Genomic DNA, 15,825 nt, shown 5'->3' with positions numbered 1-15,825 from the left:
TACTGATCCCTATTTTTGGCTACTTTTTTGGATGATAGAGATTCTTTATTGAAATTGCTGTCGATAAGCTTCTGGCGTAAGACCTACTAAAGCCTTAAAGGCACGGGAAAAATTAGAAGAAGATGAATAGCCGAGTTCATAGGCAATCTGGGTAATGCTGGCAGATGAATGACTCAGTCTCTCTTGTGCTTTTAATATGATGACTTGTTTTTTTATTCCATTGAAATCAGCATTTCTTCTATGTAACTGTCGTTGTAAGGTTTTGGTTGAAACATGCAGTAATTCTGCACATTCGGTAAGAGTTGGCATTTGATAAGTATTTAAGAGAATCATTTTGATCCATTCAGGGAAATCCTGACTTTGGGTAATCTCCTTCATTTGTTCCTGACATTTAAACTCTACTGCTTTTAAGGTCATTTCATCTGCTAATGGCAGTTTATAAGCCAATAGCTCCTGACCGAGAGTAATTTTTAAACCAGGGCGGTTAAGGGCATTAAAGTGAAACCTGACCTGCTTTAACTGGTTAATTTGTTTAAGATGAGGCGGTTCAGGCAGAGATAAAAAAATAGAAAAGGATAAGAAAGGTGAATCGATTAAGTCATTAAGATTATTATGCAGGGCGATAGCAATCGCTTCAATGTGAAAATTCAACACAGATTGATCCATGTCTAATTCAGGCTCAATCAGCCATTCGGCCTGCTGATTTTTATTGAAATAAATTGATGCTTTAAAACTTGGCATAATCAGACTGAAGTATCTGGTCACCAGCTTAAGAGCATGTTCAACTGTCTTGGAAGTTAAAATTGCATAACCTACCAAGCTATGTGAACTTAAGTGTAACGAGCGGCCAAGTTCAAAGGCCAGATCAGTATTTACCGGGAACCTTAAACAGTACTGAATTATTTTTTCTACTTGAGAAATACATACTTTCAAGTCCGGTTGAGCCAGATACTGTTCTATATCGATATGCAGTTCGTCCAGAAATACCTGTATAGGAATATTTCTGGCTATGAGCAGTTCGACCAGTTTCAAATAGTAACGTACAGGTATAAGTGGAACATTCTTATTAATCATTTTAAAACAGCTCTGGTCTCCATACCGATAAAAACTTAAGCAATTCTCTCTATTATTTTCTAAAACTATAAGGAGAACTGGCAGTAACTTTATTTTCTGTATTATTTAATCAGTTTAAGATCGTTCAGTTCTGGTTTTAAACAAATGCACATATTTACCTAAAACCTTTTCTCGGGCTTTAGGATAAAAATTAATCTTATCTATATGACCATCATAGTGTTTAATCACATGTTCATCCATTAATTTAAACCACCATTTTGGAATTAGAGCGGGGAGAACCATACTGGCATAACCCGCGGGTAACTGTGGAACATTATCGTAATGGCGCAGGGACTGAAAGCTGCGGGTCGGATAGGCATGATGATCCGAATGGCGCTGTAGCTGATAGAGCAGTACATTACTGAACCTGCTGTTATTGTTCCAGCTGTGTTCTGGCCGGGTACGGGCATACCGGCCACTACCTAAATCCTCACGTTTTAAGCCATAATGTTCCATGTAATTAACGACTTCAAACAACGTGATACCACAAAATGACTGCGTAAGCTGGGTTGGAATAATTCCTGCTCCAAACAGCTTTAGCATAAGCATGTGATAGGCAGCAGTTATTGTCCATCCATGAAACAGCTCGTTCTCTAGAGACCAAAATGTTTTCCCTTTGCGGCCCAAGCGTCGTGTTTCAATTTCTATGGCTGACTTAAAGCTTCCAGTTACAGTTCTTGGCCAGAACTGCCAGAAACTTTCACCTAACTGCGAAGAAGCCGGATCTTCAGGGGTAGCTACACGACGGTGATGCCCATAAGGATGTTCAATACGGAAATGGTTATACCCTGTAGGGGCAAGACAAAGATGCGAAAGGTAATGTTCCAGCTTGCCTGACTTATGGCTCAGCTCATGTGCAGTATTAATTGCTACACCATTGACCAGACCAAGAATATGGCCAAAAAGAATACGCTCTTCCAGTGAAACTGCTTTTTGACTGACAAGATAATTACCATACAGATTGGCAATTATCTGTAAAGGAATAAATAATTTAACAACCCGTGCATAATAGGGATCATTCTCCAGATCAGTTACAGCTTCTTCAGGCGGATTTTCCGGGTCTTCTCCCATATATTTATCAATGGCTGGAATGATGATATGTAATGCCAGAGGGCCCATATAAGTAAATAATTTCTTAGTAATTTTAGGGCCAAACTGATAACTCAAAAAGGTAGCATTGGCAATATTGGGTACAACCAGACCTAACAGCCAGAGTTTACGTTTTTTATCTGTGAATTTAACGGGCTCTGTGATCTTGTCTACTTGAGTAATTGCATTCATCATCTATTCCATGAGTTATTTTATTTATTGATAAACTCAAGTATGACTTTAAAAGGTTGTAAGAAAAATTCATTAGCGGACATTTATCATTCATTTTAAGACACTAAAAGAGTGGCTACTGACTTACCTTTATAAAAATAATAGTTTTTATGAGGTAATATCTGGTGATTAAAAATAATTAAGGTCTTTCTTAAGAGAAATAGAAGTATTGTTTTAGTAAAACTATAGAATATTGTCTACTATTTTAATATTACTTAAATTTTTAGGATCATACTTAATCTTAACTTTATTTCCGACATGATAAAGTGGGATGTTTTTTTTATTTATAATGACTTTGATATTTGGACTTTCTACTACACCGGATGATATTTTAAATTTGAATCTCATATAAAATAGAGGGCGATACTGTACATAAATAGCAGAATCTAGTACATAGCTGAGCTCAGCAATTGTAACTACTCCTCTTCTATAGAGAACTATTTTATAAAATAAATCTTTTAAAATTATTTTCCAGAAAATATAGGCAATGAAAAGCCCGAACCATAAGGAGAAAATAACATAAAATATTTCTTTTAAATTCATTTGGTTGTAAAATATTTTGTAGTTTAAAAGCAATATTTAATATACTTTGATTTCTGAGATAAACCAAGTAAAAATATAATTAGATATATTGATTATAAAAATTCAGATTTTTTATTATATTTTAATGCCCTGCTTTAATTAAATTTTACTTCTAGGGCGATATTGATATAGGGAAGTAGAAAGATATTTATAAATAACTAAAGCTAAAGGCTGGTCATAAAAAGTTAAAAACTAATATTTGAGGAGGGCTGTATTGGATATTACTCTTATTCTTTTAGGCTTGTTTGCCTTTTGTGGAGGATTAATTGATGCGGCAGTGGGCGGCGGTGGCCTCGTTCAGTTACCGGCACTAATACATGCTTTACCCCAATATAGCTTGGCTACCGTATTTGGAACTAACAAGATTGCTGTCCTGGCGGGCACTTTCTCATCTATTTTTACTTATATAAAAAGAGTGAAAATAGTTTGGAAGCTGATATTTCCAATCATGATTTCAGCTTTTACCTTTGCTTTTCTAGGGGCAATGTCTGTTTCCCTTATTCCTAAAGAATTAATGAGATATATTGTTTTTTGTCTGTTGATTCTGATTGCAATATATACTTTTATTAAAAAAGATCTAGGAAAAACTCATACTGAGCTACAGTATGGTAAAAAAGAAATTGGTCTGGGCATACTTTTTGGTGGATTGATTGGCTTTTATGATGGAATTTTTGGTCCAGGCAGCGGTAGTTTTTTAATTTTCCTGTTTGTTAGAATTTTTTCATTTGATTTCCTTAATGCTTCAGCATCTGCAAAGCTTGTAAATCTGGGAACATTTACTGCCTCATTATTGTTTTTTATTCCTGCAGGCCATGTATTATGGAAAATTGGTGCCTTTGTAGGCATCTGCAATGTCTTAGGCTCCCTGGTCGGGACTATCTTGGCATTGCGATATGGTAGTGGTTTTATCCGTATTTTTTTCTTGTTCTTCTTATATTTTTGATTGGGCGAATGGGCCTTGAGCTTTTTAAATAGCCTAAAAAATAATCTGAAATTAAAACGGATTAGTTTGAGTCTGTGGCTACTGTTAAAGATAAAAAATTAAGCTTCATCTAAAGTGACCAGAGAATTTAAATACTGAACAAGACTTTTTATGGTCGCGCTAATCTGTAAAAATGCGTTAAGATGGTGCAAATCGGGTTAAAGGCTGGGGTATCAGTATGAATTTTTTTAAAAAGAAAAATAAGGCAAGCTTTGTATTTTTTATTATTACGCTTTATGCACTGATCGGCTTTAGTTTAGGGTATTTCATATGGGAAGACCTTTTATAGCAGAAATGGATCAGGCGATAGCGTTATGATTAATCACTGCTTAAATCAGTCGGCTAGCTGGAATCTGTTCCTCATGTACCTATATCTGGCCAACAAATATACCTAGGCGCTTTGTTAGCTTTGTATAGCGACTTAAAACAATGTCTATAGAAAGCTAACCTGAAGATCTAGAAGTTATTTATAAATCAATTCGTTAATTTAGCAGGATAACCTCTTTATAAAGCATGACTACAGCTAAGAAGCTCATCATTAAAGAAAGGCTTTTCAACAGTATTCTTTGTATTTTGATATTTTTAAGAATTTTCTTTATCTTCCATGAGAAAAATATATAGAGACTGCCAATAATAGAGAGAGTAATAACCGTGATAATAATAAGTAATAAACTATACTGTTGAAGCGAGTTTAACCCAAAAATAGCAGGGACCAAGGCAAGATAAAATGAAATGGTTTTAGGATTACTAAGAGTAATCAGTAAACCGTCTCTATAGGTTGAGAAAGTTTTATTTACATCCAGGACAGCCTGTTCTTGAACAAGATTTTCATTGAACATCCAGAATTTATAGGCGATAAATAATAAGTAAAAGCATGAGATAATGACAATATAGGCTGAAAAATTGGAACTCAATTGAGTAAGATAAGAAATAAAAAAAATAGAAATAGATAAAAAAATAATATCTCCTGTAATTAGACCTAGAAGCATCAATATGCCACTCCAATAGCCTTGGCTAAGTGTCTTAAACATTAACCCCGTCATGCCTGGTCCAGGTAGGAAAGCTGCCAATGCTAGCGTTAAACTGTAGGTGAAAATCTGGGTTAGAATATCCATACTATAAAGAATCAAATAAGAACCTGGTTTTATTTTTCTATAAAATCACAGAAAAAAATGATCTATTTATTCTATTAAAATTAAAAATTAAGGTATAAATTTAAGTTTTATTATATTTATTGGAAATATTATACCCATATGCAAATCGATAAGACAGATGCCAGAATTCTGGAGCGTTTACAGGCAGATTCACGAATTACCAATTCTGAACTATCGGAATATATTGGTATGTCAACATCGCCGTGCTGGAGAAGAGTGAAGCAGCTAGAAGAAGCACAAGTTATTAAAGGTTATGGCGTGCTTATTGACCGAAAGAAAATAGGTCTGGGTGTGATGGTTTTTATAAGGGTTTCTATTGATAGCCATAGTGAAAAAGAGGCAAGAAAATTTGAAGAAGAAGTAATCGCTTTAGAGCATGTAGTAGCTTGTTATAGTATTGGTGGGGATGCAGATTTTTTATTACAGGTCGTTTCTCCCGATCTGGATACTTACGCTGAATTTTCAATGTCAGTGATCAGACGTTTACCGGGTATAAAAGAAATGCAAAGTATGTTTGTATTAAAAGAAATAAAACCTTTTCTGTCTTTTCCAGTCAGAAGTCAAAGATAGTTTTTATAAATTATTAAAGCTTAAATTATTTTAGAGAAAACTGGTGTCTCCGGTGATGCCGCTGCATGTCGTTACCCTTGAACCCTAAAGTTCAAGGTGGACGCGACGCATACTTGCTGGGTTTCCTGCTTAGGGCAGGCATACACTCTAAATATGCAGAACGCAATCCTAAAGTGATGATATCGGCTCAGGGGAATAGACTCGCTGGCGAACATCTCAGAGACAAGTTAAGTATAACTGATCTGAAGCTGATGGCAATTGAATAAACTTTTAGGAGTGTAAAGTTAATTTTCAATTGACGAGTATTTATACGTAATCATGTATATGTCAGACAATTTTCTCGACATCTTGCATAATCATACTCAGCAAACGTTCACAGTGTGCATATTCCTGAAGAGATTTATTTAAAGTAAGTACTTCCTGCATTAGGGAAAGCGCTACCATAATAACTAGTTTGTTATGTTCAGTCCGTGGAGCATTACGGCGTATTTCATGAAATTTTTCATTTAACAATTGCCCGGCACGCTCCAGTTCTTCCTTTTTGTCCGCAGTAGTTGCCAGCCGGAAAGTCTGTTCAATCAGACGCAGTTCAACCATTACCGGTTCACTCATGTCGAAGACTCCTCACTCATATCCGTGTTTGGGTGGGCAAGCTGCTGAATTTCCTGCGCATGCTGATCCTGACTGGTTCCTAAAATGGCCAGACGCTGAATAATGGCTTCTACCTTGTGTTTAGCCAGTTCGTTTTTCTGAAGCAGCCGCTCACGCTCCTGCTGAAGATCATGTATTTCCTGCTGGGACTGACGTTGCTGGGCCTGTAACTGCTCTTTAGTCGCACGGAGTTCATTCCGTTCGCTTAAAATTTCCTGAAAACGATTTTTAAGGTCAGTACAGCTTTTTTCTAGACGGCTATACCGATCTGCCAGAGCAGTGGCATCTGTATTGAGCTGTTTGAACTGACTTTCTACACTGCCCAGTTTCTCTGTCAACTGGTCAATTTCTTCTTGTTTTTGGGTAATGATGCCATTTTTTTGCACAACTTGAGCGTGATGATGCTGATCACTCTCTTCTTTGGCTTGAACGAGCGAACTATTTTCACTCTCAAGATGATGAAGTCGTGTTTTTAAAACACCAATATGCGCCTGTAGACGCTGTAATTCTTCTAACATAACGAGGTCGCACAGAATTGCAATCAAAGGTAATATATAAGCAGTATAAAGATTGGAAAAGCGAATGCAAGACGATATTTCAGGTTGGACAGACTGGCAGCAACAATTTAATGGAATTGAAGAAATTTCGAGCCCAAGTGAGTTACATGGCTTACTCACAGGTATAGTTTGTGTTACAGAGGCGCCTACTCGAGATGAGTGGATGAATATTCTCGCAACTCTTCATGTACCTGCTTTAAGTGATGAAGCACTGGCCATGCTGGCAGAGGAAGCAGAAGATGTATTTCATGCGCTGTCAGAAGATGACCTCGACTATTTACCTTTACTGCCTGATGATGAGCATATGCTGGCTGATCGGGTACAGGCACTGGCAGACTGGTGTGCAGGTGTAGTGCTGGGGTTTGGTCTTGCATCAGGACATATTCGATCTGACGAAAAAGAACTGATTGAGCACTTACAGGATGTAGCTGCAGTTGAATTTGAAGAGTCAGATGATGATGAAGAAGGTGAGGAAAGCTATCAGGAGTTATATGAGTTTGTACGTCTGATACCGGTTAGCCTTTCGATTGGACGTAAAAAAATTACAGTCTCAGAAAGCTCATTATTGCAACATGTTCAGGCTCAGGCTAAAAAGACCGCCTTATCTGATAGCCAAAATGTAGTTGAAATGTTTACGCCGCACCGTCCGAGTTAACTCGGACCTGGTGTTTGGTTAATACCAGCCGTGTTATATCCCATACTTTACAATTAAAGATTACCAGCATGATAAAACTGACTCAAGAAGACTTTCAACAGCGTCGCGACTGTCTGGCTGTACATATGGGGCCAAACAGTATCGCCATTATTGCCACCAGTCCGGTTGCCTACCGTAACCGGGATGCTGACTATAAATTCCGTGCCGACAGCAGCTTTTACTATCTGACCGGGTTTGCAGAGCCAGAAGCAGTGGCAGTCATTGAAACCTTTGAGACAGCAGATGACTACACCTACAGCCTGTTTTGCCGTGAACGTAACCGGGAAATGGAAATCTGGAATGGATACCGTGCTGGTATTGATGGCGCAATTGAAGATTATGAAGCTGATGAAGCTTATGCGATTGATCTGCTTGATGACGAGATTATTGAAAAGTTGCTGAATAAAGCACGTCTGTACTATCGTATTGGACACAATGCCGAATTTGATGCCCGGGTCAGTCAATGGATTAAACAGGCTGATACCCAGCAGCGTCGTGGCGATGGTTCTCCATCACAGCTTTTACAGCTGGACCGTATTTTAGATGAAATGCGCCTGATCAAATCTGCCAAAGAAATTGAGATCATGCAAGCCGCATCTGTAATTAGTGCACAGGCCCATACTCGTGCCATGCATCAGGTACGGCCGGGCATGATGGAGTATGCTCTGGAAGCAGAGCTAAATTATGTATTTGGCCAGTATGGTTGCGTACCGTCCTATAACAGCATTGTTGGTGGTGGAGCGAATGGCTGTATTTTGCATTATGTAGAAAATAACCAGCCGCTTAAAGATGGTGATCTGGTACTGATCGATGCGGCTTGTGAATATGAGCATTATGCTTCTGATATTACTCGTACATTTCCGGTGAATGGCAAATTTAGCCCTGAACAGAAAGTCTTGTATGAAATTGTATTAAAAGCTCAGCTGGCTGCTATTGACGCAGTACGCATCGGGAATTCTTACCGTGAACCGCATGAGCGTGCAGTTCGTATCCTTACAGAAGGTCTGGTAGCACTCGGACTTTTAAAAGGTAATGTAGATGAACTGATCGAAACTGAAGCTTACCGCCAGTTCTATATGCATGGTACCGGCCACTGGCTGGGGATGGATGTGCATGATGTCGGGTCTTATAAGAAAGATGGGGAGTGGCGCAGTTATGAAGCTGGTATGGTGGTTACTGTTGAGCCCGGATTGTACATTGCTCCAGACGATGAAACCGTAGACAAAAAATGGCGGGGTATTGGGATCCGCATTGAGGACGATGTAGTGGCTACAGAACATGGTCCACTGATTTTAACAGCCGAAGTCGTAAAAACAGTTGCAGACATTGAGCATTTAATGGCTCAGGCCCAGCATTAATCTGCCAGAAATAAGGAAACTGTTATGCAGCAACAAGTGATTATTGTTGGTGGGGGGATGGTCGGCTTAAGTCTTGCTTTAATGTTGGCTAAAGCCAAAATCAGAGTCAAGTTGCTCGAAGCTATTCGCTATCCTGACTCCACCGATACAGAAAGTGTTCCCTATCACTCCAGTTTCGATGCGCGTAATACGGCACTTTCACGCCGGAGTGTACAGATTTACCAGAAGTTGGGGCTGTGGGAGGCTCTTCAACAGCATGCTACACCTATTCTGGAAGTTCATATTACAGAACAGGGAAGTTTTGGTAAGGCTCGTCTGAAAGCTGAGCAGGAAAATGTTGAGAGCTTTGGACAGGTGATTGAGAATGCCTGGCTTGGACGGGTACTTCTAACTCAAGTGCGCCAGCAACCTTTGATAGAATTAATTGATAGAGTACAGGTTAAGGCATTAACTCAAGATACAGAACAGGTTTACATTAAGGCAGAACGAGAAGGTCAAGAACTGCAACTTACTTCAAAACTGGTGATTGCTGCTGATGGCCGCGATTCTTTTTGCCGACAGGCCTTGGGTGTTGGTGTAGATGTGCATGATTATGACCAGGTGGCAATTGTCACCGCGGTACAGACATCCAAACCGCACCGTCAGGTTGGTTTTGAGCGTTTTAGTCCTTTAGGACCGTTGGCGCTCTTGCCACTTCCGGGTGAGTATCGACGTTCTGTGGTCTGGCCAGTCAAAAAGGGGACTGAACATGAGTGGCTGGGTGAAGAAAATGATCAGCATTTTTTAAAGGCCTTACAACAGACTTATGGTGACCGGGCAGGGAAATTTGAAAAGACCGGAAAACGCTTCAGTTATCCATTGTCACAGGTTCTGGCCCATAAACAGGCAGTTGGCCGGGTAGTTTTGATGGGCAATGCTGCACATACACTCCATCCTGTGGCCGGTCAAGGCTTTAATCTGTGCCTGCGTGATGCGGATGTCTTGTTGCGTTTTCTCGGCAGTCATCTGACAGTATCTGATGATCTGGGTGAGCCAGAAGTTCTAAAAGCTTATGAACAGGCCCGCCTGACCGACCAGCAACGGGTCATCAAGTTTTGTGATTCGGTAGTACGAGGTTTTAGTAATCAGAATCCGGTTCTGAAACTGCTACGCAATACCGGTCTGATTGCTTTTGATATAGTCCCGGGAATAAAACCTCTAGTAGCCAATTATGCAATGGGGCTAAAAGCATGAGTGAAATTCTAGATGTGGTTATTGTCGGTGGCGGTCTGGTTGGTGGTCTAACAGCATTATTATTGGCGCAAGGTGGAGTCCAGCCTACTGTACTGGATGCGGCACCGGTCTTGGCAGAAGCGCAGGTATTGCCTGTAGTAAATCCCAGGGTATTGGCACTGAGCCAAGCGACCATTCATCTTTTAAAAACAGTAGGCGTATGGAAAGAAATCGCCAGACACATGCCCTATACCGGTATGCAGGTCTGGAATAAAAATGGCTATGGCGAAATAGCTTTTGGTCATGAATCACAGACCTTTCCGCCAGAAGATCAATGGCTTGGCTCAATGGTCGAGCCAAGTATACTCAATCTTGCGATTCAGAAAAAATTGCTGGAAAATGTACAGGATTATCGTACCCAAATTAAAGTCACTCACATTGAACAGGGTATAGATGGCTGGCATCTACAGCTTGGTGATGGTTCAGCAGTATATACCCGGTTACTGATCGGGGCAGACGGTGCCCAGTCATTTGTACGTGAACAGGCTATGATCGATCTGGACGTGCTGGACTACAAACAATCAGCGTTTAGCTGTGCCATTAAAACCGCCCAGCCACATCAGCACGTAGCGCGCCAGATCTTTTTGCCCACTGGCCCGCTGGCTTATCTGCCTATGGCCAGTATACAGCCCGAAGAATATGGCTACTGGCAATCAATTGTATGGACTTTGCCAGAAGATTATGCCGATGAATATTCGGCTCTAAGTGATGAAGAATTTGCCCGGCTTTTAACTAAAGAAAGTCAGCATATGCTGGGAGAAGTTCAAGTAGTGCGTTCAAGGGCCAGCTTTCCTTTAAAAGCGCGCTCCGCTCAGCGCTATGTAAAAAAAGGACTGGCATTGATAGGAGATGCTGCTCACGTAATCCATCCGTTGGCCGGTCAGGGAGTAAATATTGGTTGTCTGGATGCTGCCATACTTTGTGATGCATTATTACATGATGCTAAACGGGGAGTATGGGCACATGAGCAGACATTGCTACGTTATGAGCATCGCCGTAAAGGACAGAATGCAGCTATGATGCATGGTATGTCAGTATTGGGCTGGCTTGAAACCCGAGAGCTGTTTCCAGTGATCTGGGCACGAAATCTGGGGAAAAAGCAGGTTAATCAGCAGCCATTACTTAAAGATCTTTTTATGTTGCAAGCCAGTGGCCTGATTCACTTAAAAGATACACGTTATTGTAAAACTGGCGAATAAAAACACTTTCGTGCATTTCTTTTATAATTGATTACGAATTTGATTAAAAAAGATACGTTTTTTCTGCTTTTAGCTCTTTGCGAATTCGTTAGAGATTGCTAAATTCCAACCTAAATTACCACGGTTCACCATGGAATATAGGCATTTATGGGGAGTGAGAAAACAGATATGAATGATTATGATGATGTAGAAGATGTAGCAGTCGATGAAGATGAAGCAAAAGCAGCTGAGAAAGGTGCAGTTGACGAAGAAGCGGTTCTTAACGACACAGATCTGGCGGAAGCTGAAACTCTGACCGTCACTGCAAAGCAGAAGAAACGTCAAGCTTTGGAAGATGAAATAGCACGCTTTTTGGCAAGTGGTGGGAAAATTACTGAAGTCCCGCCTGATGAAGGTGTACGCAGCTAATCGCATTGAACAGAGTTAATCTAAAAAAGCATCATTCGTGATGCTTTTTTAGTTAGGACATTAATTTCAATAACCTATCCGGTTTGAGACTGCAATTCCAAGGCGCGCTGGTAAGCCACTTTCTTTTTAATACCAGTCAAGTCCGCAGCAAGTTGAGAAGCAGCTTTAACTGATAAATCCTGAAGCAGGCGGCTCAGAAGCTGGTCGAGTTTCTCTTGATCAATATCTTTTTGCTGGATAGAGCCTCCTACCACAACGACAATTTCACCCTTTTGCTGATGATGGTCTGCTTCAATAAAAGTGACCAGTTCACCTAGGGTCATTTTTTTGATGGTTTCAAAGGTTTTGGTAATTTCCCGTGCAAAACCGACCGGACGCTCTGACCCAAATACCTTTGCCATATCCTGGATGCTGTCCAAAATACGGTGAGGTGCTTCATAAAAAATTAAAGTTTGCGTTTCATCTTTCAGTTTTTCCAGCTGCGCCAGACGCTGTGAAGACTTGGAGGGCAAGAAACCTTCAAAACTGAAACGGTCACTAGGCAGGCCAACTGCACTTAAGGCTGCAATTGCAGCACAGGCGCCAGGCACCGGTATCACTCGAATACCTTTTTCTTGAGCCGCACGTACCAGTTTAAAACCAGGGTCACTGATCAGGGGAGTACCTGCATCACTGATCAGCGCCATATTTTCACCTGATTGTAATTTTTCAATTAAATAATCAATTTTATTATTTTCATTATGATCATGACATGCAGTAAGAGGCGTGGTTATATTATAATGTTTTAATAATTGGGCAGACTGTCGTGTATCTTCTGCTGCGATCAGAGCTACGGATTTAAGAACATCAATTGCTCGATAGGTCATATCATCCAGGTGCCCAATCGGCGTTGCCACTACAAATAATTGAGCACTCATAAGGGTGGTTCCATGATTAATAATAAAAAAGTTTTGCTGTTGATCAGTTTGTTCAGCTTCATGCAGACAGTGCAGGCAGAAGTTCTGGTTATTCTACCTGAAACCGGCCCGCTCGCGCGAGCTGCCTCCAGTGTAAAGCAGGGGTTTATGAGTGCTTATGAAGCATCTGGCAGTCAAGAACAGCTTAAATTCGTAAACTCATACGGACAAAACATGAAAAGCCTGTTCGCCAAACATATAAAACCCAAGACTCGGCTAGTTGTAGGGCCATTGAGCCGTGAAAAAGTAGAAGAGGCCATCAGGCTTAATCCAAAAGTACAGGTACTGGCTTTAAATGAAATTGGGCAGCATCACAATAAGGTATTACAGTTTAGCCTGTCTAAAAATGCAGATGCAGCTACTATGGCCGCGCTTATGCTTCGTGACAATATCCGTCAGGTGTCAGTTTTAAGAGAACCTGGCATAGAAGCAGATAGTGAAATCTTTTTAATTGCACTGATGTCACAACTGGATTATCCGGTTCAGATCATTGAAGTTTTGCCTAAAAAACTGCCGAAACAGCAGGCACTTTTACTGCTGGGTAAGACTGACTGGCTCAATAGCATAGTTAAATTACCAAAAACAGGTATTTATGCCCATGCGATTGCGATTGAAGAGGGAGCAAAAATTCCGGAGGGCTTGAAATTCTGTGATGCTCCGGCACTTTATGAAGCAAAATGGCCAGAAATGATCATAGCTTATCAGCAGCAGCCGGTTAACATGGCTTATCAGCGTCTACTGGCTTTTGGTGGAGATGCATGGACCTTGGCAGAGCATTACTTACAGCAGCCCAAAAATATTCCCATAGGTGACTTCAGTTTTGAAGGACGAACAGGACAGATCCGTGTAGAGTCCCGGCAGATAAAGCGCACTCCACAATGTTATCAGCAGGTTCAGGGTAAGTTGCAGCGAATAATATTATAAAACCTTTGATTATTATAAAAATGATTACTTTTACTAAACAGTTAGGGCAGTGGGCTGAGCAGCAAGCCAAGATATTTTTAGAGCAGCAGAGCTTTGTATTTTTAAAGCAGAATTATCATTCCCGGTACGGAGAAATAGATCTGGTTGTATGCCGGAACCAGGAACTAATATTTGTTGAAGTCAAAGCCCGTAGTATGACAGGTTATGGACGTGCCCAAGAAGTCATTTCCAGAAGTAAACAAAAAAAGATTATTCAGACGGCAATGTCTTTTATAAGCCAACATCCTGTTTATGAAAATTATTACTGCCGTTTTGACGTGATTTGCTTTAACTTCTCTACACAAATTGCAAAAAAGGTACAGCAAGAATTCTATAAGCTACCGTATGATCTTGAGTGGATTGAAAATGCATTTACTTTAGATTGAGAGTTCTTTACTCTGTCATACAGTCTGGGAAAATGAACCTGTCAATAAAGATCAGATCTAAAAATTAGGGAGTCTTGCTGAGTGTTTAATCGTTTCACTTTGGCTTTGCTATGTGTGGCAAGCTTATCTGGATGCGCAAGCTTTATTTCAAATGGTACTGGTGCTACTCCTGTTGGTACTGATAGTAGTGTGCGTTCATTGGGACAAGTTTTTATTGATTCTTCAATTGAACGTACTGCCAACATTAATCTTTATAAACTTGATCCCCGCTTTAAACAATCACGTATTAATGTCGAAAGCTTTCATGGCAATGTCCTGCTTACAGGACAAGTACCTGATGTTTATCTGAAACAGCTTGCAGAAGACAATGTACGTGCTATGTCTGATGTCAAAACCGTGCATAACTATATTACAGTAGGTGATAAAGTCGGTTATAACACTATCATGCAGGACGCAGCCGTTACCGCAAATACGCGCGGACTGATTATGAAGGCCAAAATGGTCTCTGACAGCAAAGTACTGGTGCATACAGAAGATGGCGTACTTTATGTAATGGGTCGTCTGAATAATGCTGAAATAAATGATCTTAATCAGGTTTTACAGCAGGTAGGCAATATTACCAAAATCGTTACCCTGATTGATAATGTCGAGCAGGGTTCAGGCCCAGTTGCCAGTTCTTCTCTCGCAAGTCCAGTAGCAAACAACTATGCAGCACCGGAAGTCGAAACTCCTGTTGCCATTGATCCTGATCAGCCTGAACCGGTCTCTATTCAGTAAATCTTATGCAGATTCTTCAAAATTTACAGCGTTTAACTACACAGGCGAAGCTTCGTTATCAGGAGTTTCGCCTGTATGACGCGGCTAGTTATATGCTCAATCATCTGACACCTAGACAGTCTTTTGAATTGAATCAAGATATAGCATATGGCACAAAAGCTAGACAGCTTCTTGATATTTATCGTACTACACATCCACTGCCTCAACGTCCACTAATTGTCTTTGTACATGGAGGAGCTTGGCAGCATGGAGATAAAAAGGATTATGTGTTTATCGGCGAAGCATTTACACGCGAAGGCTATGATGTAGTAGTTTTAAACTATCATCTGGCCCCCCAGCATATTTTTCCGAGCTATATTGATGATCTGACCCTAGCATTAAACTATCTGGACCAGCATCAGCAGGAATTGTATATTTCAACTGAACAGCTGATTCTGATGGGACATTCTGCAGGCGCATTTAATGTAATGTCGGCAATCTATCATCCTACACCCTATACCTTGGAATGCCGTTCAAAAATCAAGGCAGTAATTGGAATCGCCGGCCCTTATCATTTTGATTATAAGGGTGATCCAATTGCTCAGGATGCGTTTGACCAAAACATTCCTTATCATGAGGTCATGCCTTATTACTTTGTTGACCATAACCCGATCCGGCACTGTCTGGTTGTAGCTGAGAATGATCAGGTCGTTAAAAAAAGTAATAGTGATGACTTGGACCAGCAATTACGACAGTGTGGCAATTATAGCCAGATCGTGATGATCCCTAAAACTGGACATATTACAGTTTTAGGGAGCTTATCGAGTCTGTTCAGTTGGCACTTTCAAACCAAGCAAAGCATACTTAACTTTCTTGATGAAGCACTCAAGGCCAGTTAACTGGC

The 15,825-nt window shown here is 40.4% G+C and carries 17 protein-coding genes, 1 other RNA gene and 1 pseudogene; 12 read left to right on the top strand and 7 right to left on the bottom strand.

Annotation, left to right across the window (positions count from 1 at the left end; all coding sequences use genetic code 11):
* Positions 1 to 45: 45 nt before the first annotated feature.
* Positions 46 to 1,074, bottom strand: coding sequence for a helix-turn-helix domain-containing protein (locus tag B3R63_RS08190; protein WP_286729669.1), 1,029 nt, complete (start codon positions 1,072 to 1,074; stop codon positions 46 to 48).
* Positions 1,075 to 1,188: 114 nt separating this feature from the next.
* Complete coding sequence (locus B3R63_RS08185) at positions 1,189 to 2,394, bottom strand: alkane 1-monooxygenase (RefSeq protein WP_286729667.1); 1,206 nt, start codon at positions 2,392 to 2,394, stop codon at positions 1,189 to 1,191.
* An 835-nt stretch (positions 2,395 to 3,229) separates the two neighbouring features.
* Between B3R63_RS08185 and B3R63_RS08180 the strand changes: the two are divergent.
* A pseudogene (locus B3R63_RS08180) lies at positions 3,230 to 3,990 on the top strand (sulfite exporter TauE/SafE family protein).
* Positions 3,991 to 4,175: 185 nt separating this feature from the next.
* Positions 4,176 to 4,286 carry a hypothetical protein gene (locus tag B3R63_RS08175; protein ID WP_016801167.1) on the top strand — a complete coding sequence of 37 codons (111 nt, stop codon included), beginning with the start codon at positions 4,176 to 4,178 and terminating at the stop codon, positions 4,284 to 4,286.
* A gap of 193 nt (positions 4,287 to 4,479) precedes the next feature.
* On the opposite strand, the gene B3R63_RS08170 is transcribed toward B3R63_RS08175, so the two are convergent.
* On the bottom strand, positions 4,480 to 5,112 hold the full coding sequence (locus tag B3R63_RS08170) for a LysE family translocator (protein WP_005027228.1): 633 nt from the start codon (positions 5,110 to 5,112) through the stop codon (positions 4,480 to 4,482).
* Between the two features lie 138 nt (positions 5,113 to 5,250).
* On the opposite strand from B3R63_RS08170, the gene B3R63_RS08165 reads away from it, so the two are divergent.
* Complete coding sequence (locus B3R63_RS08165; RefSeq protein ID WP_005019140.1) at positions 5,251 to 5,721, top strand: Lrp/AsnC family transcriptional regulator; 471 nt, start codon at positions 5,251 to 5,253, stop codon at positions 5,719 to 5,721.
* A gap of 42 nt (positions 5,722 to 5,763) precedes the next feature.
* Here B3R63_RS08165 and ssrS read toward each other — a convergent pair.
* From ssrS to B3R63_RS08150, 3 genes are all read right to left on the bottom strand, one after another.
* Positions 5,764 to 5,947: non-coding RNA, 6S RNA (ssrS, locus tag B3R63_RS08160), on the bottom strand.
* A 101-nt stretch (positions 5,948 to 6,048) separates the two neighbouring features.
* Complete coding sequence (locus B3R63_RS08155) at positions 6,049 to 6,333, bottom strand: cell division protein ZapA (protein ID WP_119878938.1); 285 nt, start codon at positions 6,331 to 6,333, stop codon at positions 6,049 to 6,051.
* Complete coding sequence (locus B3R63_RS08150) at positions 6,330 to 6,890, bottom strand: hypothetical protein (protein WP_005019144.1); 561 nt, start codon at positions 6,888 to 6,890, stop codon at positions 6,330 to 6,332. Before B3R63_RS08150 ends, B3R63_RS08155 begins: the two co-directional genes overlap by 4 nt.
* Positions 6,891 to 6,954: 64 nt before the next feature.
* On the opposite strand from B3R63_RS08150, the gene B3R63_RS08145 reads away from it, so the two are divergent.
* The 5 genes from B3R63_RS08145 to B3R63_RS08125 all read left to right on the top strand — a co-directional run bounded on the left by B3R63_RS08145 (position 6,955) and on the right by B3R63_RS08125 (position 11,860).
* Positions 6,955 to 7,584: a UPF0149 family protein gene (locus B3R63_RS08145; RefSeq protein WP_286729665.1), complete on the top strand. Its 630-nt coding sequence runs from the start codon at positions 6,955 to 6,957 to the stop codon at positions 7,582 to 7,584.
* Between the two features lie 71 nt (positions 7,585 to 7,655).
* On the top strand, positions 7,656 to 8,981 hold the full coding sequence (gene pepP / locus B3R63_RS08140) for a Xaa-Pro aminopeptidase (RefSeq protein WP_286729791.1): 1,326 nt from the start codon (positions 7,656 to 7,658) through the stop codon (positions 8,979 to 8,981).
* Between the two features lie 24 nt (positions 8,982 to 9,005).
* Entirely contained in the window at positions 9,006 to 10,214 is a 1,209-nt protein-coding gene (gene ubiH, locus B3R63_RS08135) for a 2-octaprenyl-6-methoxyphenyl hydroxylase (RefSeq protein WP_286729664.1), read from the top strand.
* Positions 10,211 to 11,452, top strand: coding sequence for an FAD-dependent monooxygenase (locus B3R63_RS08130; protein ID WP_286729662.1), 1,242 nt, complete (start codon positions 10,211 to 10,213; stop codon positions 11,450 to 11,452). The genes ubiH and B3R63_RS08130 overlap by 4 nt, the downstream gene beginning before the upstream one ends.
* 147 nt (positions 11,453 to 11,599) lie before the next feature.
* Positions 11,600 to 11,860: a hypothetical protein gene (locus B3R63_RS08125; RefSeq protein WP_005019153.1), complete on the top strand. Its 261-nt coding sequence runs from the start codon at positions 11,600 to 11,602 to the stop codon at positions 11,858 to 11,860.
* A gap of 74 nt (positions 11,861 to 11,934) precedes the next feature.
* Here the strand turns inward: B3R63_RS08125 and rsmI are convergent, their stop codons facing one another.
* A complete protein-coding gene (rsmI, locus tag B3R63_RS08120; protein ID WP_005406719.1) occupies positions 11,935 to 12,777 on the bottom strand; it encodes a 16S rRNA (cytidine(1402)-2'-O)-methyltransferase in 843 nt (280 codons plus the stop codon).
* A gap of 12 nt (positions 12,778 to 12,789) precedes the next feature.
* Here rsmI and B3R63_RS08115 point away from each other — a divergent pair, with 12 nt between their 5' ends.
* The 4 genes from B3R63_RS08115 to B3R63_RS08100 all read left to right on the top strand — a co-directional run bounded on the left by B3R63_RS08115 (position 12,790) and on the right by B3R63_RS08100 (position 15,820).
* Positions 12,790 to 13,740, top strand: coding sequence for a penicillin-binding protein activator (locus tag B3R63_RS08115; protein WP_286729661.1), 951 nt, complete (start codon positions 12,790 to 12,792; stop codon positions 13,738 to 13,740).
* Between the two features lie 20 nt (positions 13,741 to 13,760).
* The gene (locus tag B3R63_RS08110; protein ID WP_286729659.1) at positions 13,761 to 14,165 is read left to right on the top strand and encodes a YraN family protein; all 405 of its coding nucleotides are present in this window, start codon (positions 13,761 to 13,763) and stop codon (positions 14,163 to 14,165) included.
* A gap of 81 nt (positions 14,166 to 14,246) precedes the next feature.
* Complete coding sequence (locus B3R63_RS08105) at positions 14,247 to 14,942, top strand: BON domain-containing protein (protein ID WP_286729658.1); 696 nt, start codon at positions 14,247 to 14,249, stop codon at positions 14,940 to 14,942.
* Between the two features lie 5 nt (positions 14,943 to 14,947).
* A complete protein-coding gene (locus B3R63_RS08100) occupies positions 14,948 to 15,820 on the top strand; it encodes an alpha/beta hydrolase (protein ID WP_286729656.1) in 873 nt (290 codons plus the stop codon).
* Positions 15,821 to 15,825 lie beyond the last annotated feature (5 nt).

The sequence above is a fragment of the Acinetobacter sp. UBA1297 genome (assembly GCF_002307755.1).
Taxonomy (GTDB): domain Bacteria; phylum Pseudomonadota; class Gammaproteobacteria; order Pseudomonadales; family Moraxellaceae; genus Acinetobacter; species Acinetobacter radioresistens.
Note: the sequence above shows the minus strand (reverse complement) of the source record. Positions and strands in the feature narration are given on the sequence as shown.